This is a genomic window from Sphingobacterium sp. UDSM-2020 (assembly GCF_016132525.1).
GTDB classification, from domain to species: Bacteria; Bacteroidota; Bacteroidia; order Sphingobacteriales; family Sphingobacteriaceae; genus Sphingobacterium; species Sphingobacterium anhuiense.
In genome coordinates this window covers 5727233-5751696 of the sequence record NZ_CP066166.1, presented here as the reverse complement: position 1 = coordinate 5751696, position 24464 = coordinate 5727233, and the positions used below count along the sequence as shown (strand labels likewise).

Genomic DNA, 24464 nt, shown 5'->3' with positions numbered 1-24464 from the left:
TATGACACAAAGCCTTGCTAACCACAAGGCTTTTTTTATCTTTGGTAAACACTAAATCAAAATAATGTTACGATCTCTTAGACCTGCCTTCTTCGTCTTATTCTTTTTATTTTTTTCTCAAATTTTTGCTCAAGGCAAATTTCAATATTCTGGATACATTAAGAATGCCGCAAATGGCGAAACCCTTATTGGAGCTGTGATTCGAGATTTGAATTCTAGTCAAATTGCTAGAACAAATAATTATGGTTTCTACTCCATTCAGTTGCCGGCTGGAAGTCAGACTATTGCAGTATCCTATGTTGGCTTTGATGAAAAAATTTTTAATTTGCAGATTGAGCGGGATAGTGTACTCAATATTGATATGACCCCTGGAGGAAGAAAGCTGGAAGAAGTTGTGGTATCAGGAAGACGTAAGATCGGTAATGTATCTGGTGTGCAAACCGGTTTGGTCAAATTAGAAATAAAAGATATTAAAAATATTCCTGTTGTTTTTGGAGAGCAGGACGTTTTAAAAACAATTCAATTGCTACCAGGAGTGACAAGTGGAGGAGAGGGTAGCAGTTCTTTTTATGTGCGTGGCGGTGGAGGTGATCAGAACTTAATACTACTGGATGAAGCAGCGGTATATAATGCGTCACATTTATTTGGTTTTTTCTCTACATTTAATTCTGATGCGATTAAAGATGTAAATTTCTATAAAGGTGGTATGCCGGCACATTTTGGAGGTAAGGTTTCCTCCGTTATGGACATCAGTATGATTGATGGAAATAACAAAGAGTTTGGTGTAGAAGGGGGTGTGGGCTTAATCGCATCTAGACTTAAAGTGGAAGGACCTATAGTAAAAGACAAAGGGTCTTTTATGATTAGTGGGCGTCGAACTTATGCCGATTTATTTCTTAAATTATCGAAGGATGAAGATGTAAACAAAAGCAAATTGTTTTTCTATGACCTGAATGCTAAAGTAAATTATCGTTTTGATAATAAGAATTCCTTGTTTCTATCTGGTTACTTTGGAAAAGATGCAATGGCTTATAGTGATTTATTTGATTTTAATTGGGGTAATGCGACTGGTACGATACGCTGGAATCACGTTTGGACTAATAAGCTCTTTAGTAACACGACATTTATCTATAGCGATTTTAATTACAACGTGAATATTGAAGATAATTCAAACTTCAAAATCACTTCAAAGATTGAAAATTTAAATTTTAAACAAGATTTTCAATATTATCCTAATAATGATCATCAGATCCGGTTTGGAGTTCAAGCATCTGTTCAGACAATTCGTCCTGCCAGTCTTTTTGGGGGAGAGGGATCCGCAGTAAACACAATTGAGATCGAACCAAGAAAAGGGTTGGAGACGGCTGTTTACGTGTCAGATGAATGGTCTATATCAGATAAATTTAAAGCATTGTACGGTATACGTGTTAATAACTATAGTATGTTAGGGCCAGGTACAATCTATAGTTTTGATGCCGATGGAAATGCCACAGAGAAAACTATTTATGAGAAAAATCAGATAATTCAAAATTACCTCACTGTAGAACCACGATTGTCATTAAATTATATGTTCAATGACAATCAAAGTATAAAGGCATCCTTAAATCGTAATTCTCAAAACTTGCATCAGCTGACGAATACGACATCAAGCCTTCCAACAGATCAATTTGTTTTAAGTTCCAATAATATCAAACCACAGTTAGCAAATCAAGTATCACTAGGTTATTTTCAGAATTTTGAAAATGCAAAATATGAAGCTTCGGTAGAAGCCTATTACAAAGATCTGCAAAACCAGATTGATTTTAAGAATGGTGCTGACTTACAGGCAAACGAAATGTTGGATGGAGAATTATTATTCGGTAAAGGAAGAGCTTATGGCGTAGAATGGTTTGTGAAAAAAAATAAAGGAAAATTAACAGGATGGTTGAGCTATACGCTATCGAAAAGTGAGCGTCAATTTGATCAGATTAATAATGGAGCATGGTTCAATGCCAGACAAGATAAAACTCATAATGTCGCTTTAGTAGCAATGTATAAGCTGACAGATAAATGGACTTTGGGCTCTACATTTGTTTACTACACAGGTGATGCGGTTACTTTTCCTTCTGGAAAATATCAGGTAGACGGTAAAACCTTGTTTTATTATACAGATCGCAATAGTTATCGGATGCCTAATTATCACCGTCTTGATGTATCTGCAACTTACGATCCAGGTGTCAAGCTTAATAAAAGGTATTCCTCATCGTGGTCTTTTGGGCTATATAATGCATACAACAGAAAAAACGCGTACTTAATTGATTTTAGAGAGAATGAGGATAATGCTAATATTACGGAGGCTTATCGAATCGCTTTATTCGGTATAATTCCTTCTGTGACCTGGAATTTTAAATTTTAATGATTTTAAAAGTAAGATACTGATAGGTACTCAAGAAGTTAAATCATCAAAACAAGCATTAGCGTGCTGATCTATAAAAACTGATTATTAATGAATAAATAAATTATTGTGATGAATATAAAAACTGTTTTTAATTGTATCGTGTTGGTAACGGCCGTATTTTTAAGTTCATGTGAAGATAAAATAGATTTAGAGTTAGATGCTGTAGTCGGTAAATATGTTATTGTCGGAGATCTGCATAATGCAAATGTATCACAAATCATCTCCATTAATCGTGTTGTCGACTTTTCGAATACATCACCTAACGATCCGGTGCTAGGGGCGCATGTGCAGGTAACAAATATGAGCAGTGGCCGTTCTTATCAATTTGCTGATAGGAATAATGGTAGCTATATCATTGATAGAATGACTCTCAAAGAAGGTGATCGATATGCCTTATCAGTTACAATGTCTGATGGAAGCCATTTTGAGTCAACCTGTATTATGCCTAAATATGTAGCTGTAGATTCCATCGGTTTAGTTCGTAAAAAAAGATTTAATGATGAATATATATATGCTTCATTTGGTTTTAATGATCCGGCTAATCAAGAAAACTATTACAAGTATAAGTTGAAATTGAATGATGAGGAATTCAAATTTAGCGATGTATTTAGTGATAAATTTAATGATGGATTATTTGTTGAGCATGAAATAAGTAATGAAGATGAAGACATAAAAGTTGGAGACGAAATTCAAGTTTTGAGACAATGTATCGCCAAGGATGTATACACATATTGGTCCAATATTAAAGGGTTAAACCCAGGTTCTGCAGCTCCCTCGAATCCGATATCTAATATATCTAATGGTGCACTTGGATATTTTAGTGTTAGTAGTGCACAATACTATGAACTAAAAGTACTGGAAAAAGCAAATCATAACACTTCGAATCGGTAGTTTTTTTCTAATAGATAAGCTATAGTTTTAGGAAGTGCATATTCTACACGAGGTATTGCTTTTATGTTGTCGTGAAAAACGATAATTGATCCATTTTCGGTATTTTTAATTGCATTTTTTAAACATTGTTCGGGCGAAAGTGAGAGGTCAAAATCACCAGTTAGAACATCCCACATGATAATTTCATATGCAGAATAGAGTTCTTTTAATTGAGATTTTTTAGCTCTTCCATATGGAGGGCGAAATAGCTTACTTTTGGTAAGCTCTTGACATTGTCGGATGTTTTCGAGATACTTAGCATCGTCAGTTTTCCAGCCTTTTAAATGATTGTAAGTATGATTTCCGACTTGATGGCCTTCAGACAAAATTCTTTCGAATAAATGTGGATTTTTTTTAATATTTTCACCTACGCAAAAAAAAGTCGCTTTGATGTTGTACTGTTTTAAAGTATCTAAAACAAATGGAGTTAATTCCGGAATAGGACCATCATCAAAAGTGAGGTAAATTTTGTTTTCTTTCCTTGATTTATTCCAGATTGATTTTGGATATAATAATTTAAGAAAGAAAGGTGCTTTAACGAGATACATACATTTTTATTTTAGCAAAAATATTAAAACTATTAGGTTCTTACTATGGACGATAGAAAAAATTATAAGAAAATGGCTTTTATGACCATCATGTTTTCCTTGATGGGGTATGCGGGGTTTGGACAAGGACAAATAACCGTAGAGGAAGCTATTCGAATTACTTTAGAAAGAAACCTGCAGGTCAAGCAGGCTAGTTTAAATAAAGATTTAGCGGCGCAGGACGTCTATCAGGCAAAATCCAATTTGTATCCCGATTTGAGCATAGGTGTGAATCAGCGATTTAATAATGGATTTGCATTTGACCAAGTATCGGGTACTGTGATCACAGGAAATGAATGGACGAGGACATCTAGCGCTTCTGTGAGTTCTAATGTAACCATTTTTCAAGGTTTTCAGAAGATCAACCAAATCAAAGCTAATAAATTACTATTAGAGTCGTCCGCTACGCAAATTGAAAAGATAAAATATGATTTGATGTTATCTGTATTGGTTAATTATTTGGAAGCAATCACAAACAGTGAATTGACGATTGCGAGCCAACAGCAGATTCTTTTATCCAAAGAGCAGGTGAAAAATGATTCCATCCAATTTCAAGTAGGTAATAAAACTTTGGCAGATCTTTCTCAATCTAAAAATCAAGTTGCCACGGATGAGCTTAATTTGGTAAATGCTAGAAATGCCTATGAATCTTCTTTATTGACATTGAAACAATTGATGGAGATGTCTCCACAAGCAGAGTTGAAATTGGTTAAACCAGAAGTAGAAGCGGTGGACTATGTGCTAGGTCAATATTCGGCAGTTAATGTCTTTGAAAAAGCTAAAAGTTTCAATCCAGAGGTAAAGAAGGCTCAATTAGATAAGGAAGTAGCATTAAAACAAATTGATATTGCCAAAGGAGGCTATTATCCTTCTCTTTCATTAGGAGTGAGTTATGGTACCAATTATTCTTCCAAAGGAAGAAATTTAATTACCGGAGATTATCTTCCTTTTGGTGACCAGTTTAATCAAAATAAATCATTTGGGGCAGGACTGACTTTGTCGGTACCAATTTTTGACAATAATAAAAACCGAATAAATGTATCAAAAGCTAAGATTAATCTAGAATTGGCAGAAACAAGTCAACAGCTTTTAGAAACAAATTTAAATAAAACCGTTAATCAGGCTGTTTTAGACCTTTCTGCCGCAGCACAGCGTTATCAATCTAGTTTAGCTGCTTTTAGTAGTGCGACAGATGCATTTCAAGTGATCAAAGAACGCTATGATATAGGTATGGCGAATGGTATTGAACTGTTTACCGCACAAACAAATAGAAATAAAGCTGAATTTGATTTAATCCAAGCAAAGTATAATATGATCTTTAAAGATAAAATAATTGATTATTATGTTGGAAATCCAATTAAATTTGATATTAAATAACCCCTTAATGAAAATCTGAAATGGCTAAAAAGAAAAATAAATTACCAAAAATCATATTAATAAGTGCAGTTGTTCTATTAATATTGGTTTTAGTTGGCAGCAAATTGGGATGGTTCGGAAAAGGGGATATCGTTAAAGTTGCTGTAGATCCTGTAAAGGAAATGAATATCAATGAGCTGGTTTCTGCAAGTGGTAAAATTCAACCAGAATTTGAAGTTAAGTTGAGCTCTGAGGTATCTGGCGAAGTTGTGGAACTGAATATTAAAGAAGGTGATTTAGTGAAAAAGGGACAAGTTCTCTGTCGTATAAAACCTGATATTTTGCAATCAGGTTATGAAAGATCTATTGCGACTTTGAATTCTCAGAAAGCAAATCTGGCAGCTGCACAACAACAATTAAAACAGCAACAAGCTAATTTTAGTAATGTTGAAGCAACTTACAAGAGAAATCTTGAACTGTTTAATAAAAGAGTGATCTCAGCAGCTGAAATGGACAAAAGCTCGGCAGAATATTACTCAACTTTAGCAGCTATTGAAGCACAAAGACAGACTGTATTATCTACGAAATTTGGTATAGACCAATCTCAGGCAACTGTCAAAGAAGCAAAAGATAATTTAGGTCGTACAACAATTTATTCGCCAAGTGACGGTGTTGTGTCATTATTATCTATTGAGTTAGGCGAGCGTGTGGTTGGAACGGCACAGATGGCGGGTACAGAAATCATGCGTATAGCTAATATGGACGCTATGGAGGTGAATGTAGATGTGAATGAAAATGATATTAATCGCGTCCGTGTAGGAAACGAAGCAGAGATTGAAGTTGATGCTTATCAAGATCGCAAATTTAAAGGTATTGTTACTGAGATTGCTTCTTCATCTAAAAATATTGCTACAGTGACTGCTGGTTCATCAACCGAGCAGGTTACAAACTTTAATGTCAAAGTGCGTATACAATTGAGCTCATATGAGGATTTAATTAAGGAAAATAGTGCCTCTCCTTTTAAACCAGGTCTATCTGCAACAGTACAGATCTTTACTAAACATCAGAAGGGGTTGGCTATTCCAATACAATCTGTTACCATCAGAAATGGTACGGGAGCAGATAGTTTAAGCACAGACAGTTTGAAAGAATATGTATTTGTCTTTAACAATGGATTGGTTAAACAAACCGTTGTGAAAACAGGCATTCAGGACGATAAAAATATTATAATTTTATCGGGTCTTAAAAAAGGTGATGAGGTTGTCTCAAGACCATTCGATGCTATTTCTAAAACTTTAAAGAACGATAGTAAAGTAGAAAAAGTAGATAAAAATAGTTTATAAGGTATTTTGATGTAGTATTTATCTGGTTTTCAGATTATTTGGTTTTGTTTTATTTAAATTTTATGTATTTTAAATGAAAACTAAATTATTGTGCTACGTCAGTTTTTTAAATATTTCAAGTTCTCAAGAACTGAACAGAATGGATTCTTTGTACTGAGTATATTGATGCTATTCCTGTTCAGTTTTCCTTTTATAGCCAATTTTTTTAGTAAATCCGACTTAAATTTAGAAAGTTACAATATTCAGGCTTTTACATCTGTTGAAAATGATACAACAGGTGTTGGTCAATCGAATGAATATTGGTCTTTAGGGGATCAAAAGGATAAAGATCCTTATGATAAAAAGGTTGAAGGTATTTTATTTCGATTTGATCCTAATCGTTTGGATCAAGCAGGTTGGCTAAAACTGGGACTTAAAGAGAAGCAGGTTCAAGTTATACTCAATTATAGAGAAAAAGGAGGCCGGTTTTATAAAAAGGAAGATCTAGCTAAGATCTATTCAATCTCTCCGGCCACATTTAAACGATTGAAAGATTATATTGAAATTGAACCAGCGACAGTTAAAAATCAGGTTCAAAGTATAGAAAAAAATAGTGCAGGTTGGTTTACAAATAATGCTGAAAATAAATTAAAATCTTTAGAGGTTGACATAAACAATGCAGATACTACTGCTTTCATAGCGCTAAGAGGTATCGGTTCAACTTTTGCCAAAAGGATTGTGAAATATAGAGAGTCTCTGGGGGGATTTGTATCTGTTGATCAGATTAAAGAGATTTATGGGCTACCTGTTGAAACATTTGAGGCTATACTTCCTTTTTTAAAGATTAGTTCTCATCATGCAGTTTCAAAATTAACAATTAACGAGTTGGATGTGAGGTCTTTGTCTAAACATCCTTATATTAGTTTTAAGCAAAGCACTGCAATCGTCAATTACAGAAATCAACATGGTCATTTTCGTAATTTGGAAGATTTAAAAAAGGTCATCTTATTAGATGATGATTTTTTGCGTAAACTTGCTCCGTATTTAATCTTTTAAAGATGCTTGAAGAAAAATTAAAACATATCATTCGGGATGTATATGATTTCCCTAAACCTGGAATTGTTTTTAAAGATATCACACCGCTATTGCAAAATGCACAGCTGTGTGAAGAGATGGTCGATGCTTTTGTAGAACAGGTAAAGGATTGTAAACTTGATGCTGTTGCTGGTATTGAGAGCAGAGGTTTTCTGTTTGGAATGATGTTGGCCAATCGTTTGAAGATTCCTTTTGTTCCCATCCGTAAGCAGGGGAAATTACCCTTTCATACAATTTCAGAGTCTTATGCTCTTGAGTATGGACAGGCGACTATAGAAATGCATGAAGATGCCTTTCCAAAAGGAAGTAGAATTCTCATCCATGATGACTTGCTGGCTACAGGTGGCACTGTAGTGGCCGCAAGTAAATTGATTGAAAAATTGGGTGGTGAAATCGCTGGATATTGTTTTGTCATCAGCCTAGATTTTTTAAATAGCCAGGGAAGATTAACCCGGTTTAGTCCCCATGTTTTTTCATTAGCACATTATAAATAATTTAATTTATAAAAACCCCCAACATATTTTATGGAATGGATCTCAGACCCACAGATTTGGATTTCACTACTGACATTGACAGTACTGGAAGTCGTGCTCGGAATAGATAATATTGTTTTTATCTCTATTCTTAGCGGTAAACTCCCTGCCGAACAGCAAAAAAAGGCCCGTCAGTTAGGTTTGATGTTGGCATTAGTAACTCGTGTGCTTCTGTTATTTTCAATTAAATGGATCATGTCTTTGACAGAACCATTTATTAATCTTGCAACTACTTTTGGTATTGACAATCCGGATTGGTCTCGTTATCTGGAATTATCAGGTAGGGATCTGATTCTATTTATTGGAGGTCTATTTTTAATTTATAAAAGTACGACCGAGATACATCATAAAATGGACGGGCACACTGAAGAACATAAAGTCAATATAAAGGGTGTAACTTTTTTAAGTACAATTTTTCAGATATTAATCTTAGATATTGTTTTTTCATTAGACTCTGTGATCACTGCGGTTGGTATGGTTGATCAAATAGGTGTGATGGTTGCGGCAGTAATTATTGCTGTTGTTATTATGTTACTATCCTCCGAGCAGATCAGTAAGTTTGTCAATAATTATCCTTCCGTGAAAATGCTAGCTTTGTCTTTCCTTCTTTTGATCGGGGTGTCGCTGACAGCAGAAGCATTTGATCAGCATATTCCAAAAGGATATATTTATTTTGCAATGGCTTTCTCTGTTTTAGTCGAATTTTTAAATATTAAAAGCGAGAAAAAACAGATGCATAAACAGCATGATAAATAGATGAAGATTTAAAATAAAAAAGCGGGGGTAATCATTTTTGATTACCCCCGCTTTTTTGTTGCTTATTATAAGCTTAATTCCGCAGCCTGTGCGATTTTCTTAGGAATATCCGTGTTTTCCATTTTGTGAGTAAACAGTTCAGAGCCAGCTCCGATTGCATAAACAGGAACGTAACCTGCAGAGTGATTACCAGAAGCCCATGAAATATTAGCGACTTCGTTTAATGTTTTGACAGCTTCAGCTACTAGTTTTTCATCATTGGCATACAGGCTTTTTTCTGTTGCGTTTACATGTTTGATAAAACTATTCTCATATGCCTGGAACATAGCTTTTTCTTGACGTTCATTGACTTTAATTTTTGTCCATAAACCAAGATTTTCTGCTAGTATACTTTTGATTTGCTCCCAGGTTGTCTTAGGTTGTTCTATACGTATTTTAGTAATTATTTTAGAAAGTTCTCCCTGAGAAACTTTTTGGTTTACGAGGGCTTTGAAGTTTAAATTGCTACTTCCATTTCCTAAGGTCATACCGCCTGTTTCGTGATCGGCAGTAATAATGATTAATGTTTCTTCCGGATGTTTTAAGTAAAAATCATAAGCAACCTGTACGGAGTTATTGAAATCGACTACTTCATGCAGTGTAGTTGCCGCATCATTGCTGTGGCTAGACCAATCAATCTTTCCTCCCTCGACCATTAAGAAAAAACCTTTATCATTATTTTTTGTCAGTGACTCAATTGCTACTTCCGTAATTTCTTTAAGATTGAGATCTCCATCTTTTTGATCGATTGCAAATTTTAAGGATTCTGGATCAGTATCTTTATTGTTAATCAAGATCATCTTATCTGCTTTTGATTTCAATCGATGATAATCCGATTTTCCAAAAGCTAATGTATAACCTGATTTTTCAAATAATGTGAAAATTGGCGTTACAGATTCTTTGGCAGCATTCGTATTAGGCTTTAAGAAACCAGATCCTCCAAAAAAATCAAAGTTTGATTTAGGAATATCTGTTGCTATTTCATAATATTTATTTCTGCTTGTTTGATGTGCATAGAATGAAGCAGGAGTAGCATGATCAATGCTGACACTGGTTGTGATGCCGACTTTTAACCCTTTTTCTTTAGCCGCATAAGCGATGCTTTTTAAAGGTTTTGTTTGTGTTGAGTCCATTCCAATAACACCATTTTTTGTTTTTGATCCTACAGCAAGTGCTGTTCCACCAGCAGCCGAATCGGTAATGCCATTGGATAGGGAGTATGTGGAAGCAAAAGTAGCGACAGGAAAAAGAGAAAATACTAAAGGTTTCAAACCGATTCTATTTTCAAGGTCTGCTAAATAGACTTCTGTAGAATTGACCTGATTTAGTCCCATACCATCACCGATCATATAGAATATATATTTAGGTTTATTTTGAGCAAATAAAATAGATAGAGATGCTAAATAGAAAAATGTCGTTGCGAGTGTGCGTTTAATCATGTTTAATAATAATTGATTTTGGTATCTATAGTCTTAATATCATATTAAAGGGCTAATATAGCAAACCCATATTTGTTTAATGTTAAGTTTTAAAATTCACCATTATATATTGTGTTAAAACAATTCTTAATATATAATTGTTACAACAAGGTGAAATTGCAGCATAGCACTTGATCGTGCAGTGTAACTTAAAGTAACGGATAAACTAAAATTTGAACATTATGGAAATTAACCTTTTAAATTCTGCTAAAGAATTTTTTAATGATGAAGTCTTATCTAAGCTCGGTAATTCCGTAGGGGAAGATAAAGAAAAAGTGAAATCAGCTATTGGAGCAATTGTTCCTACTGTTTTCTTGGGGTTGCAAAAAGAGTCAGGAACTGGTTTAACAGCAATTGTAGAGAAAGCTAAACAATATTATGGAGATTTTAATTTTGGTGATTTTTTAAAAACCAATACTGAAACTGGACGTATCAATGGATTGGTAGATGCAGAGCCTATTGAACCGCATCACAATGATCTGTTGAAATCTATTTTTGGAGACAAATTTAATTCGGTTATTTCGACATTAGGAGGCCTTGTTGGAGGAAATGAATCCACTGTTGAAAAATTGTTAAGTGTCTCATTGCCCGCTGTATTTTCGGGTTTAACACAAAATGGAACAAATTGGGATGTAAGTACAATCAGTCGTTTATTAAATGAAAATAAGGATAATTTTGCAGCCGCACTGCCTTCAGGATTAGGATTAGCGGCATTTGGAACTTCTTTTGCTCAAGCGGATCAAATGAGATCCTCTTCTACTGATAGTGAATTACACGATAGCAGTCTTACGGAAAAGCCTGTAGAAGCAATATTGGTATCAGTGCCAGTTACAAAAGAGGAGCCTCAAGTTACTCACCCAGAAGAGATCACAAATGAATCTGTTTCCAAAGAGGAAGAGTTGACTGTTGCAACACCACCTATTGTTCCACCGACACCTGTAAATCATGATAATCCAGTCACTGCAGCACCTCCGGTTGTGCCTCCTATTGATCATGTTCCTATTATTCCACCTCCGCCTTCCGGTCCCATTGTTGATCCATTACATACAGAAACCCCGTCTTCTGGCGGTGGAGGAATTTGGAAAATTTTAATACCCATCGTAATTATTGCTGTTCTTTGGTTCTTATTCGGGAAAGGCTGTAAAGGTGATAAAGATCAGGTAGTTGTTACCGATAGCATGAATACAACAGCTGTAGACACAAGTTTGACTGTTGTTGCTGTTACTCCGGTCGTTCGCGAAAGTTTAGAGGTGATTTTGCCGGATGGTGTAAAGTTAAAAGCCTATAAAGGTGGTATTGAAGATCAGTTGGTGCAGTTTCTAAAAACAGACTACAAAGCGCTGAGCGAGGATGAACTGAAAGATAAGTGGTTTAATTTTGATAATTTAAATTTTGAAACAGGTACGGCTAAAGTGCTTCCTGAAAGTCGAGTTCAATTAGAAAACATAGCGGCAATTCTAAAAGCTTTTCCTGCAGCAACTGTAAAGATTGGCGGGTATACAGATAAAACTGGAAATGAGGATTTTAATAAGAAATTATCTACAGATCGCGCTGAGGTAGTTAAAGTATATTTGATTGGAAAAGGACCTAGTAGTCAGGTTATTGGCGCTGAAGGTTATGGTTCTGAGTTTGCAAAAGCAGCAGCTGATGCACCTGAAGCGGAACGCGTATTGGATCGTATCGTTGCTATAAGCGTACGATAGGTCCAATTGGAACAGAAAAAGGAGGTGAACGAAGTTCATCTCCTTTTTTTTATTTCACTATAATATTGCATTTTTGCGGATATGGAAAACAAGCTAAAGGAAATTTTGAAATCTGACTTTGAAAAATATATGCGTTTTGCAGTACAGTCGGGCACAGGATTTGGATTTGACATTTTCGGTGAATATGCAGTATCAGTATTAAATTTTTATGTGGGAAGTGCAATTTTAACCTATGAAAACAAGCTTGAGGCTTCCTTGTATTTGCTTGAATTATACAATAAGGGACTTGGTGGGATTATCACGGAGGAAGATCGTGAAGAGCTGGCTCGAGTTTTTGCTCAAGACCCAACTCTTGACTATGGTGTATTAAAACCTATTTTTGGCTAATCTTGTTTGGTCCAAACCAGGTTTTCGATGGCATAACCAGATTTACGCGCATATTCCAAATAGGCTAATTTAATATCTTCAGGTATTGTCTTTTCTCTGGATAATATCCACATATAATCCAAATTGTCTCCAAAAATGAGTGCATATTGATAATCTTGATCAATTTTCACTACATGATAACCACTGTAAAATGGACCGAAAAAGGATACCTTTAATGCTGCTTTTTTTGATGAATCAATAGGCTTTGCTTTACCGATTGACTGTTTCCATTTATTTTTTTGGTCATGAAATCCCTGATTATTTACCGCAATGCTACCATCATTATTTTTGTTATAAGTAGCAGTAACCTGTGACAGACCTTTTTCCCATTTAAAATCTAGCCTTGCTATTTCATACCACTTGCCTAAGTAACGATCTATGTCAAAAGGTTCGATGACTTTGACTTTGGATTTTACTGGTTTTAACGCATTGTAAGCGAACGTGACGGCAGCGGTAGCGGCGAGTATGAGAAGTGATTTTTTCTTATCCATAATAATTATGATTTGTTCATAAATCTGTGAGCTGTTCCTATGGGTACATGCATTAAAAACGCCAAAGTGGAGACGAATGTTTAGTCATTTATGAAAATAAAAGTAGTATTTTCGTCATTTTAAAATTAAGTACCATGTATTCAAGAGAAGAAGTAAAACAGTTGAAGGAGACTTTTTGGACCCGATTTGGACAGTATATGGCTTTAAATAACTCTGCTGATGGAGAGAAAACTAATTGGGTAAACTATAGAACCGGTATTAAAAATCTACGCTTTAAGATGGAGGCAGATAAACGCCTTTCTTTAATAGCAATTGAGTGGAGTCATCGTGACCTATCAATGCGTAAACTTATGATGGAGCAGTTTGAAGAGTACAAAACCATTCTAACAGCTATACTAGGAGAGGAATGGACCTGGGATCTGGAGGTGGAAGATGAACAGGGGAAATCTGTAAGTATGATCTATATGACTATGGAGGGAAAGAGTATTTTTAAACAAGAAGACTGGCCCGATCTGATATCATTTTTCAAACCAAGATTAATTGCTCTGGATGAGTTTTGGTGTGATGCTCAATATGGGTTTGAAATTTTCAAAAGTTAAATTATTACGTCAATAGGGTTTTATTTGAGGATGTAATTTTTACCTTTGCGCTAAAATTGTATTGTTTATGAAAAATATACTAAAAAGTCTAATTGTACTCGCAATGACTTTGCAGATTTCTTCCGTATTCGCATGGGGATCTACTGGACATCGTGTCGTTGCTGAGGTCGCAGAACGTCATCTGACAAAAAAAGCAAAAAAGAATATTCAAAAAATAATTGGAAAACAGAAACTAGCTTATTGGGCAAATTGGGGTGATTTTATTAAATCTGATCCGCATGATGAATTTAAAAAATTGGGGAATTCTCATTTTATAAATACTAATCCGCATCTACCTTGGGCTGATTTTCAGTTAGCAATGGAAAATTCCAATGAAGAAAATTTATACAAAACGGTTTTGCGATTGGAAAAATCATTTTCAGAAAAAGATTTACCGCTTGAAAAAAAGAAACAAAATTTATACATGCTGATCCATTTAATCGGTGACGCTCATCAGCCGATGCACGTAAGTAGAGCCGAAGATCAAGGTGGAAATAAAATTGAAGTGAGCTGGTTCGGAAAAAAATCTAATATACATCGTGTATGGGATTCAGATTTGATCGATGGTGAAAAATATAGTTATACTGAATATGCAACAGTGTTGGATATTTTAAGTAAAAATGAAGTTAAGCAGGTGCAAGGTGGTACATTAGCGAGCTGGTTGTATGAGTCAAATCAGCTTTCAGATAAAATCTATGCAGATGTTGAGCTCAACGCAAACTTATCTTATAACTACATTTATAACAATATTTATAAAGCAGAAAATTGTATGCTTAGAGGTGGTTTACGTTTGGCAAAAATCTTGAATGATGTTTTTGGTTAATCATTAGTCTTATAAAATAAAAAAGGGAAATGAATGTATTCATTTCCCTTTTTTATTTTCGGTATTATTGTTGTTGTCAGATTAATACAACGAATTTTCTTGTCGTTTTTATTTTTACGCCTTAATATATGACCATATCACTACTGTTCAAGAAGATAACACCATTTGCCAAGCCCTATAAAAACCTCATCTTTTATACCTTAGTTTTAACCTTGGTCGGATCTTTTGCCGCGCAGATTAATGCCTTCATCTTGAAATATACGGTAGATACTATCAGTGACTTGATGGTCGCTAAAGAACCGCTGTCTAGAGGTATGCATTTGATCGGGATTATCTCTGCAGTTCTTTTGGTAAAAGAGATTGTCTATTCCTTTATTCAGTTTGGACAGAAATTCTACGGTGAAAAACTACGTATATTTATTGCAAGAGATTTTTCACAACAGATTGTAGAAAAAATATTGACATATAAAATGGCTTTTTATACGTCAGAAGAAAATGAAAGCGGAAAATTGCAGACACGGATTGATTCGGGAATTAGCTCGCTGACACGTTTAGTTCAGAATTTCTTTATCGATATCCTTCCTTTATTTGCGAATGCCATCGTGGCGCTCGTATGTATGTTTATGGCTAATGTGTACGTCGGATTGGTTGGGCTCGCAGTTATACCAATTTATTTCTACATCAGTCAAACACAAGCTGGAAAACTCAGTGGATTTAGACGGCAGATGCGAAAATATAGAGAATCCAAGAATAATAGAATCATTAATTTAATTGACTCTATATTGGTTATAAAATCTTTTGTACGCGAACCTGAAGAAGCAGACCGTCATGAGAAGATTCAATTTGAAATGACGGAAAATCAGATGCAAACACGAAAAACGAGTTTCATTTTTGATAGTCTAAAGAATTTTATTGAGCAGATAGCAGTTGTTGCAATTATTGTTTTAACTGCTTTTCTGGTGCTGGACAATCAGATTACAATTGGAGCGATTATGTTTCATATTATGTTATTTTCAAATGTTTCAGCTCCGATTCGTCAACTGCATCGTATCTATGATGAGGTAAATGATGCTTTAATTTACTCGGAATCATTTTTCGAAATATTGGAGTCTGATGATTTGATTGAGGGAAGCGGTACTTTTATACCAGATAAGATCAAAGGCCATATTGTGATTGAAGACGTATCATTTGAATATCCTAACGGAACCCATGCACTAAGAGATATTTCTTTTCAAATCAAACCAAATCAGATCACAGCACTTGTTGGATTAAGCGGTGCAGGGAAAAGTACAGTTATAAATCTTTTAGATAAATTTTATGAACCTACAGCTGGTCGGATTTTATTAGATGGAGTTGATCTTAAAAACTATGATACTAAATTTTTAAGAAAAAATATCGGTATGGTTCTTCAGCGCAACCATATTTTTAAAGGTTCTATTTTTGAAAATATTGAATATGGAAAGATAGGGAGTAGTAAAGAAGAAATTGTTAAGGCAGCTAAAGAAGCTTACATTCACGAACAGATTATGGAGTTGCCTCAAGGTTACGATTCTGGAGCTCATTTGCTTTCAGGGGGGCAACAGCAACGAATAGCAATTGCCCGCTTGTTTTTGAAAAATCCTCCGATTATCTTTCTAGACGAACCTACTGCGAATTTGGATGCCATTGCTACCGAACAAATAAAAAATAGTTTGGATGCTATAAAAAAGGATCGTACGGTTATTATTGTGTCTCATAGTATTTCCCAAATTATAGACTCCAATGAAATAGTGGTGATGGAAAAGGGTAGGGTAGTCGAGAAGGGCATTCATGAAGATTTATACGATCATCGTGGCACTTATTATAAGATCTTTTCTGCTATGGCTAATAGTCTCAATTTGGACAAAATTAGTAAAACATTAAATCATTAATGGTTTTTGCTGTGCAGGTACATACCTATTACTACAAGTAAAATACCGCTGATAGCCAAGTTGTTTGGGAAGGCAGTTTGCAGTATGATAATTTCCCCTATTAATGTGAAAATCACTTCCATAGCCTGTGTCGCCTCAACGGCGGCAAGTCCTTTATGGTCGTGTTGTACTAATTCTGTCCCTTTAAAAAAAAGTAGCGTTGCGATAACACCAGAAAATAAGGCTATCAATAAGGTCTGTAACAATTGACTTTCATCGGGAAGTCCATGCTCCTGATAGCCAAAGAACATCAGAATAATCCAGAATGGCATGCTTGCGAGCGTCATACCCAATGTACGCTGGTACGTGTCCAAAGAGCCTTTTGTTAAGGCCATCATTTTACGGTTACCAACAGGATAAGCAATTGCGGCTATTAGTACAGGAATAGTTCCGAGCAATATTGTTGACAACGGAGTAGATTTAGCCTCAGAAATTTGCATGACTAGGATACCCAAGAAGATGATACAGGAAAAAAATAAGGTCGCTTTAGAAAATGGCTGTCGATTTTCTTTACGTTGCATGAAATGACCTATAAACATACCGGCAATAATGGTAAATTCAAAGGTTCCTGCAACTAACCAGGAAGGACCATAGCTTGCCCCAAATGTCAACAGAGCATAGAAAATTCCAAATCCAAGTGTACTCCAGAGCAACCATTGCCCTAGATTTCTCTTCATTTCAATCAATAATTGTTTTAAATTTCCACGTACAATAACGATAAGTAACAATATCGGTAGCATCCATACAAAACGTAAGGCTGAAGACCACTGCCATCCACCTCCAGAAACTGCCATGATGCGGTTGAGGACAAAAGTGCTAGCAAAAAATAATGAGGCTAATATACCAAATGAAAGTGCTTTTGATTTAGTGGTAAGGAGCATGTTTATATAAGAATCAGGATTTGTAACTTCTAAAGTAATTAATGAATAGGACAATGTCAAGACCGATTATATGATATGTCTTGAAAAGATATTCTTTATTTATGCATCAATTGTTACTAAAATTTGTTTATTTTGCATCCTTAATAAAACATGAGTAAGAAAATTAATCATTATGATTATACAACCAAGAACTAGAGGATTTATTTGTTTAACCTCGCATCCAGAAGGAACTGCGAAAAACATTAAAAACCAGATTGAATACGTAAAATCTAAAGGTGAAATTGCTAATGGCCCTAAGAAAGTATTGGTCATTGGTGCATCAACAGGATTCGGTATTGCATCTCGTATTTCAGCAGCATTCGGTTCTGGAGCAGCAACAATTGGCGTATTTTTTGAAAAACCGGCAGCTGAAGGGAAACCTGGTACAGCTGGTTGGTACAATACTGCTGCTTTTGAAAAAGAAGCACATGAGGCTGGTCTTTATGCAAAAAGTATCAATGGTGATGCTTTTTCTGATGAAATCAAAAAACAAACTATAGCATTAATCAAGCAGGATTTAGGTCAAGTTGATTTAATAATTTATAGTTTAGCTTCTCCGAGACGGACACATCCAAAAACAGGTGTTTCATATGCTTCTGTTTTGAAACCGATTGATGTTCCTTTTACAAATAAAACAGTGGATTTTCATACTGGTGTGATTTCTGATATCACGATTAATCCGATTGATAATGAGGAAGATATTGCGAATACAGTAGCAGTAATGGGGGGAGAAGATTGGAAATTTTGGATTGAAGATTTAAAAGAAGCTGGTGTATTAGCAGATGGTGTTAAAACAGTGGCTTATTCGTATATCGGTCCTGAGTTAACATTCCCGATTTACCGTAACGGTACAATTGGCCGTGCGAAGGATGATTTAGAAGGTACTGTACCTGCTTTAAACGATTTATTGAAAGATATTAACGGTGTTTCTTATGTTTCGGTTAACAAAGCTTTGGTAACGCAATCAAGTTCCGCAATTCCTGTTGTTCCTTTATATATTTCTTTATTATACAAAGTGATGAAAGAAAAAGGTATTCACGAAGGTACAATTGAGCAGATGCAACGTTTATTTGCAGAGCGTCTTTACACAGCTGACGGTAAAGTTCAATTGGATGAAAAAGGTCGTATCCGTGTAGATGATTTGGAAATGAGAGCTGATGTTCAAGCAGAAGTAGCGGCACTTTGGGAAAAAGCCTGTACAGAGAATCTATCAGAAATTTCTGACATTCAAGGTTACCGTGACGAATTCTTTAACCTCTTTGGTTTTAATTTTGATGGTATCGACTATAATGCAGATACAAATGAATTGGTAAACGTACCAAGCATTTAAGCTGTTACTATTATATAATAAATAAAGGCGACCATAGACATGCCCCAAAAAGTTAGACACTTATTTGGGGCATTTTTATGAGCAAAAAACAGAAATATGATTTCGAGTTTAAGTTACGCTTAGTAACTATTATTCTACAAGGTAAAGAGAGCATCTGCAGCCTTGCAAAGAACGAAGGGTTAAGTAAATCCAATTTACAATATTGGCTTAGGCTTTATGAATACTATGGTGAACAAGGCTTGTATGGAGTGGCAAAAAAGTCATTCACGAAAGAAGAAAAAGTCCAAATAATTCAAGAATATCAGTCGAGTGGATTATCTTTGGCGGACACGAGTGTTAAACATCGAATCTCAAATCCTTCTGTACTGTTACAATGGAATAAAAAATTTCAGCGTAATGGATTTGCGGGGTTAGCGGATAATCGAGGTAGGCCGCGGAAGTCAGATACAATTAATAATAAGATGACCAAGAAAACTACTATCCCTGGAATAAATCCCGCTATGAGCGAAGTAGAAAAGCTTAGAATAGAAGTGGAATACTTACGTGCAGAGAACGATTACCTAAAAAAGTTGGAAGCCTTGGCTCAAAGCAAACAAGCCAAAAAGAAAAAGCCGTAATCATAACGGAGCTGAGGCGTCAACATAAACTGGAACACCTACTACACTTGGCCGGGCTAGCCCGCAGTAGTTATTATTATCATACCCAGAGTATCTCTTTTTTAGACAAGTATACGGACCTGGTTGAAAATGTTAAACTGATCTATAATAAAAACAAGGGCTTATATGGTTACAGACGAATCACTTTAACACTCAGAAAGAAATTCAAAGCTGCAGTCAACTTTAAGACTGTCGCTAAGATCATGCGGCATTTAGGGCTAAGAAGTGTAATAAGAGTCAAGAAATATAAGTCTTATAAAGGCGATGTGGGTAAAGCTGCAGAGAATATTCTGAAGCGAGATTTTAAAGCAGGACAACCACATCAGAAATGGGTCACTGATGTAACTGAATTTAATGTTGCAGGCAATAAGCTATATTTATCGCCTGTAATGGATCTATTTAATGGAGAGATTATAAGCTATAATTTATCAAGCTCAGCTAATTATAAACAAATTCTAGATATGCTTGAGAAAGCGTTTAAAAGAAGGAAAAATGATAATAAAGAACATACAGAAACTATATTGCATTCTGATCAAGGATGGCAATATAGGTTACAGAGGTATCAGAAAAAATTAAAGGAAAACAACATTACCCAGAGCATGTCCAGAAAAGGAAATTGTCTGGACAATGCTATTATTGAAAACTTCTTTGGGGTATTAAAATCAGAATTGTTTTATGTAAAGAAGTATACTTCAATTTTACAACTAGCAAAAGAGATTAAAGGCTATATTAAGTATTATAATAACCAACGGATACGGATTAATTTAAATGGAATGAGCCCGGTGGAATACCGAGCTCATTATATCAAAAACACTGCGTAAATTAGTCCAGCTTTTTGGGGTCAGTCCACCATTGGTCGCCTTTATTTATTATATGCTATTTTATGACACTTTTAAAGATTGTCGAAAATTGCTTTATTCTGCAGATTGACTTTATTTATAAAAAAAAGAGACTGTCTCCATATTAGGTAACAGTCTCCTCTATTGTATATGATTCAATCGGAAGATTAGTGTTTGAAATGACGCACTCCTGTCGTCACCATTGCTAATCCTTTTTCATTACACATGTCGATTGATAATTGATCTTTGATTGAGCCTCCTGGTTGAAGAACTGCTGCAATACCCGCTTCAGCTGCAATTTCAACACAGTCGGGGAAAGGAAAGAAAGCATCAGAAGCCATTGAACATCCTTTTAAGTCAAATCCGAAAGCATTTGCTTTTTCAATAGCTTGTTTTAATGAGTCAACTCGTGATGTCTGACCAACACCTGAAGTGATCAATGTGCCATTTTTAGCAAATACAATTGTATTTGATTTGGTATGTTTAACAATTTTGTTTGCGAAAAATAAATCTTCTAATTGAGCCGCTGTTGGGACAACTGTAGTAACAGCAGTCATTTGCTCAGGTCCTTCAACGGTATTGTCTTTATCTTGTTGTATAACACCATTTAACAATGTTTTGAATTGTTGTGATGGTAATTCAACCTCCTTACGAACTAGAATAATACGATTTTTCTTTGCGGTAAGAATTGCAATTGCTTCTTCTGAGTAAGCAGGTGCAATAAGAACCTCGAAAAATAAATTATTGATTTCAGTAGCAGTTTCAGCATCTACTTCACCATTAGTGATTAAAACACCACCGAACGCAGAAACAGGGTCACATGCTAAAGCATCCACCCATGCTTGTTTGATTGTAGGACGTGAAGCTACACCACATGCATTTGTATGTTTTAAAATTGCAAATGTAGGCTCCGTAAACTCATCAATGATAGCAACTGCCGCATCTACATCTACCAAGTTGTTGTAGGATAATTCTTTGCCGTTCAGTTTTGTAAACATAGCATCTAAATCACCATAGAAAACACCTTTTTGATGTGGATTTTCACCGTAACGTAACACTTGAGCTTTTTGTTCCGATTGTTTGAATATATCAAGCGTATTTTCTTTATTGAAATAATTGAAAATAGCAGTATCGTAATGTGAAGAAGTATTGAAAGCAAGCTTAGCAAATTCTTTACGTTGCTCCAATGTAGTTGTACCTTCTTGGTTTGCTAACATTTCCTCTAAAGCTGTATAATCATTTTTAGAAGATAGGATAACAACATCATTGAAGTTTTTAGCCGCCGCACGAATCAATGAAATGCCACCGATATCAATTTTTTCAATAATGTCCTCTTCAGAAGCTCCAGAAGCGACTGTTTCCTCAAAAGGATATAAATCAACAATGACTAAATCGATTTCCGGAATTTCGTATTGTGCTAATTGCTGTTGATCGCTTTCTAAAGGTCTTCTCGCTAATATACCACCAAATACTTTTGGGTGCAATGTTTTTACACGACCTCCTAAAATAGAAGGATAGCTCGTTAAGTCTTCTACAGGAACTACATCAATACCTAAATCTTTGATGAAAGCTTCTGTGCCACCTGTAGAATAGAAGGTAACACCGTATTTGTTTAATAATTGAATTAATGGTGCTAAGTTGTCTTTATAATATACAGACACTAAAGCATTTTTAATCTTTACAGAATGGCTCATTAGTATAATTTGTTTGCTGGCGCAAAGATAGGTAAATAATAAGTATACACAAACCCTTTAGGAACGAATGAAAATAAAAAAGACTGTTCTACACAGTCTTTTTATTGTTATTTGTAAATTTTATCTTTTAAATCCGCGCAGATATCATCTGTGATCTTCCAGATCGGTTCAGGATCGTCCGTATTATTGATTATTACCTGATCACAACTATTTTTGTAGGGCAATAAGTATTCATTGTAAGACGGTAAAACATGGTTTACCCACTTATAACGAACATCATCTTCAAAATAACCACGCTCTATTAAATCTCGTCGTAATCTGCGTTCCAATGCGATATCTTGGTTTGCATCTAAAAATATCCGATGATCGATTAACTTATTTACTTCTGTATAATGATATATAAACAGTCCTTCAATAATCAAAATAGGTGCTGGTTTAATTTCCAGCATCTTTGGTTTTATAGCAGGGTTATTGAAGGTGTATTCTTCTTTATAAATTGTTTTCCCGTCAAATAGATCACTAATGTCTTTATAAAAAGCATTTCGGTCAATCGAAGTTGGAAGATCAAAATTATACAATTTATTTTCTTCCTGCGTCTTTGTATTTGCTGGTATGTAATAGTCGTCTTGTGAAATAAGCGTCACTTCGTCGGGACTAAAGTGTTTCAAAAAACAGTTTAGAAAAAATGTTTTACCAGAACCGCTACTACCTGCGATTCCAATGACATATGGTTTTTTATTCATTTAATATATAATATTCGAAAAGAATCGATCAGCACTAATCCTCTAAAGGAACTCCGTAAGTAATTTCGACTTGAAAGCGCTTATCTAAAGCGCCTATGTAAGCGGCCGCAGATTTTGATAAAACAACAATGGCGTTATGTGTATCTGCATTTTCATTAAATTTACCAACCACTTTGGCGTAGGTCACGCTTCTTGTCATCGGATTGGTAATTTTAAGCACGGTACCTACTGCTGCAGTTTTATGTAATGCTAAATTACTGGTCCCATTTTCATTCAGTCCATCTATCCAAACGCCAATTCCACGTTCCGTTTTCTCGCGAATACCATATTTGTTAGCTGCAATAACGGGTTCTTCTATAGCAGTGGTATCTGGACCGATGAATAGCGTGTCTGGTTTTTGAGGTATATTTATGTTGCTGTTATTAGGGATTTTTAATATTTGGCCTCCGCTGATACTGTTTGACCGCAGATTATTTGCCCTCTTTATTTCTTCAACAGTTACGTCAAATTTACGTGAAATAGCATACAGAGTCTCTTGGTCACCAACTTTATAATCGATCAGTTCTTTTTGGGAGCCTTTAACCGTCGAATTCTTTGAATTGTTTGGAGTTACATAAAACATGCGACCGGTCGGGATTTTGACAATCTGGCCAAGAGCTAAAGTTTTGTTCCCATTTAATTCCGTTATTTTACCTACGGTAGTTTTATATTTTTTGCTTAACTGGTAATAGTTATCGCCTTTTTCAATTTTGAAAAGAACATATTCTTGTCCATCAATTTTTTCAACTCCGATGGAGTCTGGTGCTGCTGCAATCGTAAATGTGCTCGCTGACACATTGTTATGATTTATCGCTAACATTGCTAATGATAAGAATGCTAGTGTTTTATATGTGGTAGATTTTGATAGAATGTTCATCATGTTTTACAATTATACTAAATACGATACAAATTCTTGTTTATTGTGTGTTAAAAGAAAAATCTGACACCCAATTTGAAAATAGATTTGCACCAGTTTTAAATCCAGATCGCTAATAATTAACGTTTCATCTAGAACTTGTTTTTTATCAGAAAGCAACAATCTGATGGTATATTTTTTGTCCCGTTTTTCATGATAAGACCATAGAAAATGATCATTGCATTTACTGATCCATAGATCTTCATTATTTTTAATATGCTGCAAAAATGAAGGTTTTTGTGCATTAAATTCCAAAGGAAAGACTATATCATTTTCAAAAGGTTTAATTTCTGAAGGTATTGTCGTTAAAATTTCTTTTGAAAGAAATGAGAAATACTGTTCGAAACCTACAGTGATATGTTGTGGACGAACATGTACATAACCATTGAGTATCCCAAGATATTGGTATTGATGGTATAAATAAGTCATATCTGGTTTCTGATGAAATAGCATCCAAACACCTGGAGATACAGGACTATTTTCAGAAACTTTCCTTAACACGACAACTTGATCTTGGATAGCCGCTAAAGTCCATTCCTTTTCTGGTAGTCTAAAATGATCTAAATACACTGTACCTTTAAAATCCAGAACTGTGATGTAAGGAATAGTATTTTCAGGATCGCGGCACTCAATAGCAATTAATCTGCTTATTTCATCTATTTCTATTTTCCAGACCGGAAATCTGAAGGTTTGAGAAAATGCGTTAGAAATAGTATATTTAGACATAGCAAATGTATTAATCGCTTGTTTATTTTTTTAATAAT

The 24464-nt window shown here is 35.0% G+C and carries 23 protein-coding genes; 15 read left to right on the top strand and 8 right to left on the bottom strand.

The genetic code is table 11. The features are described 5' to 3' along the window. The first annotated feature begins 64 nt into the window (after positions 1 to 64). Complete coding sequence (locus tag JAZ75_RS24405) at positions 65 to 2395, top strand: TonB-dependent receptor domain-containing protein (protein WP_132772934.1); 2331 nt, start codon at positions 65 to 67, stop codon at positions 2393 to 2395. Positions 2396 to 2506: 111 nt separating this feature from the next. Continuing rightward, positions 2507 to 3328, top strand: a complete 822-nt coding sequence (locus tag JAZ75_RS24400; RefSeq protein WP_232789459.1) for a DUF4249 domain-containing protein — start codon at positions 2507 to 2509, stop codon at positions 3326 to 3328. Here JAZ75_RS24400 and JAZ75_RS24395 read toward each other — a convergent pair. Then, complete coding sequence (locus tag JAZ75_RS24395) at positions 3307 to 3915, bottom strand: polysaccharide deacetylase family protein (protein WP_183915092.1); 609 nt, start codon at positions 3913 to 3915, stop codon at positions 3307 to 3309. The two genes, JAZ75_RS24400 and JAZ75_RS24395, sit on opposite strands and share 22 nt — an antisense overlap. Before the next feature lie 45 nt (positions 3916 to 3960). On the opposite strand from JAZ75_RS24395, the gene JAZ75_RS24390 reads away from it, so the two are divergent. The 5 genes from JAZ75_RS24390 (at position 3961) to JAZ75_RS24370 (ending at position 9016) form a co-directional block, all read left to right on the top strand. Continuing rightward, the gene (locus tag JAZ75_RS24390; RefSeq protein ID WP_208699126.1) at positions 3961 to 5331 is read left to right on the top strand and encodes a TolC family protein; all 1371 of its coding nucleotides are present in this window, start codon (positions 3961 to 3963) and stop codon (positions 5329 to 5331) included. A 20-nt stretch (positions 5332 to 5351) separates the two neighbouring features. Beyond that, a complete protein-coding gene (locus tag JAZ75_RS24385) occupies positions 5352 to 6653 on the top strand; it encodes an efflux RND transporter periplasmic adaptor subunit (RefSeq protein WP_208699124.1) in 1302 nt (433 codons plus the stop codon). Positions 6654 to 6743: 90 nt separating this feature from the next. Continuing rightward, positions 6744 to 7688, top strand: coding sequence for a ComEA family DNA-binding protein (locus JAZ75_RS24380; protein WP_208699122.1), 945 nt, complete (start codon positions 6744 to 6746; stop codon positions 7686 to 7688). Positions 7689 to 7690: 2 nt separating this feature from the next. Beyond that, entirely contained in the window at positions 7691 to 8221 is a 531-nt protein-coding gene (locus JAZ75_RS24375) for an adenine phosphoribosyltransferase (protein WP_132843339.1), read from the top strand. Between the two features lie 30 nt (positions 8222 to 8251). Then, on the top strand, positions 8252 to 9016 hold the full coding sequence (locus JAZ75_RS24370) for a TerC family protein (RefSeq protein WP_208699118.1): 765 nt from the start codon (positions 8252 to 8254) through the stop codon (positions 9014 to 9016). Between the two features lie 65 nt (positions 9017 to 9081). On the opposite strand, the gene JAZ75_RS24365 is transcribed toward JAZ75_RS24370, so the two are convergent. Continuing rightward, entirely contained in the window at positions 9082 to 10494 is a 1413-nt protein-coding gene (locus tag JAZ75_RS24365) for an alkaline phosphatase (protein ID WP_208699116.1), read from the bottom strand. A 221-nt stretch (positions 10495 to 10715) separates the two neighbouring features. Between JAZ75_RS24365 and JAZ75_RS24360 the strand changes: the two genes are divergently transcribed. Then, positions 10716 to 12236 carry an OmpA family protein gene (locus JAZ75_RS24360; RefSeq protein WP_208699114.1) on the top strand — a complete coding sequence of 507 codons (1521 nt, stop codon included), beginning with the start codon at positions 10716 to 10718 and terminating at the stop codon, positions 12234 to 12236. A gap of 81 nt (positions 12237 to 12317) precedes the next feature. Then, entirely contained in the window at positions 12318 to 12623 is a 306-nt protein-coding gene (locus tag JAZ75_RS24355; protein WP_208699111.1) for a hypothetical protein, read from the top strand. On the opposite strand, the gene JAZ75_RS24350 is transcribed toward JAZ75_RS24355, so the two are convergent. Next, positions 12620 to 13153, bottom strand: a complete 534-nt coding sequence (locus tag JAZ75_RS24350; RefSeq protein WP_168125849.1) for a lipocalin family protein — start codon at positions 13151 to 13153, stop codon at positions 12620 to 12622. The two genes, JAZ75_RS24355 and JAZ75_RS24350, sit on opposite strands and share 4 nt — an antisense overlap. 134 nt (positions 13154 to 13287) lie before the next feature. Between JAZ75_RS24350 and JAZ75_RS24345 the strand changes: the two genes are divergently transcribed. The 3 genes from JAZ75_RS24345 to JAZ75_RS24335 all read left to right on the top strand — a co-directional run bounded on the left by JAZ75_RS24345 (position 13288) and on the right by JAZ75_RS24335 (position 16524). Next, complete coding sequence (locus JAZ75_RS24345; RefSeq protein ID WP_208699109.1) at positions 13288 to 13752, top strand: DUF4268 domain-containing protein; 465 nt, start codon at positions 13288 to 13290, stop codon at positions 13750 to 13752. A gap of 67 nt (positions 13753 to 13819) precedes the next feature. Then, a complete protein-coding gene (locus JAZ75_RS24340) occupies positions 13820 to 14614 on the top strand; it encodes a S1/P1 nuclease (protein WP_208699105.1) in 795 nt (264 codons plus the stop codon). A gap of 128 nt (positions 14615 to 14742) precedes the next feature. After that, entirely contained in the window at positions 14743 to 16524 is a 1782-nt protein-coding gene (locus tag JAZ75_RS24335) for an ABC transporter ATP-binding protein (protein WP_132843355.1), read from the top strand. Here JAZ75_RS24335 and JAZ75_RS24330 read toward each other — a convergent pair. Further along, the gene (locus tag JAZ75_RS24330) at positions 16521 to 17444 is read right to left on the bottom strand and encodes a multidrug resistance efflux transporter family protein (RefSeq protein ID WP_208699102.1); all 924 of its coding nucleotides are present in this window, start codon (positions 17442 to 17444) and stop codon (positions 16521 to 16523) included. The two genes, JAZ75_RS24335 and JAZ75_RS24330, sit on opposite strands and share 4 nt — an antisense overlap. 172 nt (positions 17445 to 17616) lie before the next feature. Here JAZ75_RS24330 and fabV point away from each other — a divergent pair, with 172 nt between their 5' ends. The 3 genes from fabV to JAZ75_RS24315 all read left to right on the top strand — a co-directional run bounded on the left by fabV (position 17617) and on the right by JAZ75_RS24315 (position 20290). Further along, the gene (gene fabV, locus JAZ75_RS24325; RefSeq protein WP_132772906.1) at positions 17617 to 18813 is read left to right on the top strand and encodes an enoyl-ACP reductase FabV; all 1197 of its coding nucleotides are present in this window, start codon (positions 17617 to 17619) and stop codon (positions 18811 to 18813) included. Positions 18814 to 18890: 77 nt separating this feature from the next. Continuing rightward, positions 18891 to 19430 (top strand): helix-turn-helix domain-containing protein, encoded by a 540-nt coding sequence (locus JAZ75_RS24320; protein WP_208699100.1) that lies wholly within the window; start codon positions 18891 to 18893, stop codon positions 19428 to 19430. Beyond that, complete coding sequence (locus JAZ75_RS24315; protein ID WP_208702594.1) at positions 19349 to 20290, top strand: IS3 family transposase; 942 nt, start codon at positions 19349 to 19351, stop codon at positions 20288 to 20290. The genes JAZ75_RS24320 and JAZ75_RS24315 overlap by 82 nt, the downstream gene beginning before the upstream one ends. Before the next feature lie 185 nt (positions 20291 to 20475). On the opposite strand, the gene purH is transcribed toward JAZ75_RS24315, so the two are convergent. The 4 genes from purH to JAZ75_RS24295 all read right to left on the bottom strand — a co-directional run bounded on the left by purH (position 20476) and on the right by JAZ75_RS24295 (position 24426). Next, the gene (gene purH / locus JAZ75_RS24310; RefSeq protein ID WP_132843359.1) at positions 20476 to 22002 is read right to left on the bottom strand and encodes a bifunctional phosphoribosylaminoimidazolecarboxamide formyltransferase/IMP cyclohydrolase; all 1527 of its coding nucleotides are present in this window, start codon (positions 22000 to 22002) and stop codon (positions 20476 to 20478) included. Positions 22003 to 22109: 107 nt separating this feature from the next. Then, the gene (locus JAZ75_RS24305) at positions 22110 to 22745 is read right to left on the bottom strand and encodes a uridine kinase (RefSeq protein ID WP_021188441.1); all 636 of its coding nucleotides are present in this window, start codon (positions 22743 to 22745) and stop codon (positions 22110 to 22112) included. Between the two features lie 34 nt (positions 22746 to 22779). After that, positions 22780 to 23664 carry a LysM peptidoglycan-binding domain-containing protein gene (locus tag JAZ75_RS24300; protein ID WP_232789309.1) on the bottom strand — a complete coding sequence of 295 codons (885 nt, stop codon included), beginning with the start codon at positions 23662 to 23664 and terminating at the stop codon, positions 22780 to 22782. A 9-nt stretch (positions 23665 to 23673) separates the two neighbouring features. Beyond that, complete coding sequence (locus JAZ75_RS24295; RefSeq protein ID WP_208699098.1) at positions 23674 to 24426, bottom strand: hypothetical protein; 753 nt, start codon at positions 24424 to 24426, stop codon at positions 23674 to 23676. Positions 24427 to 24464 lie beyond the last annotated feature (38 nt).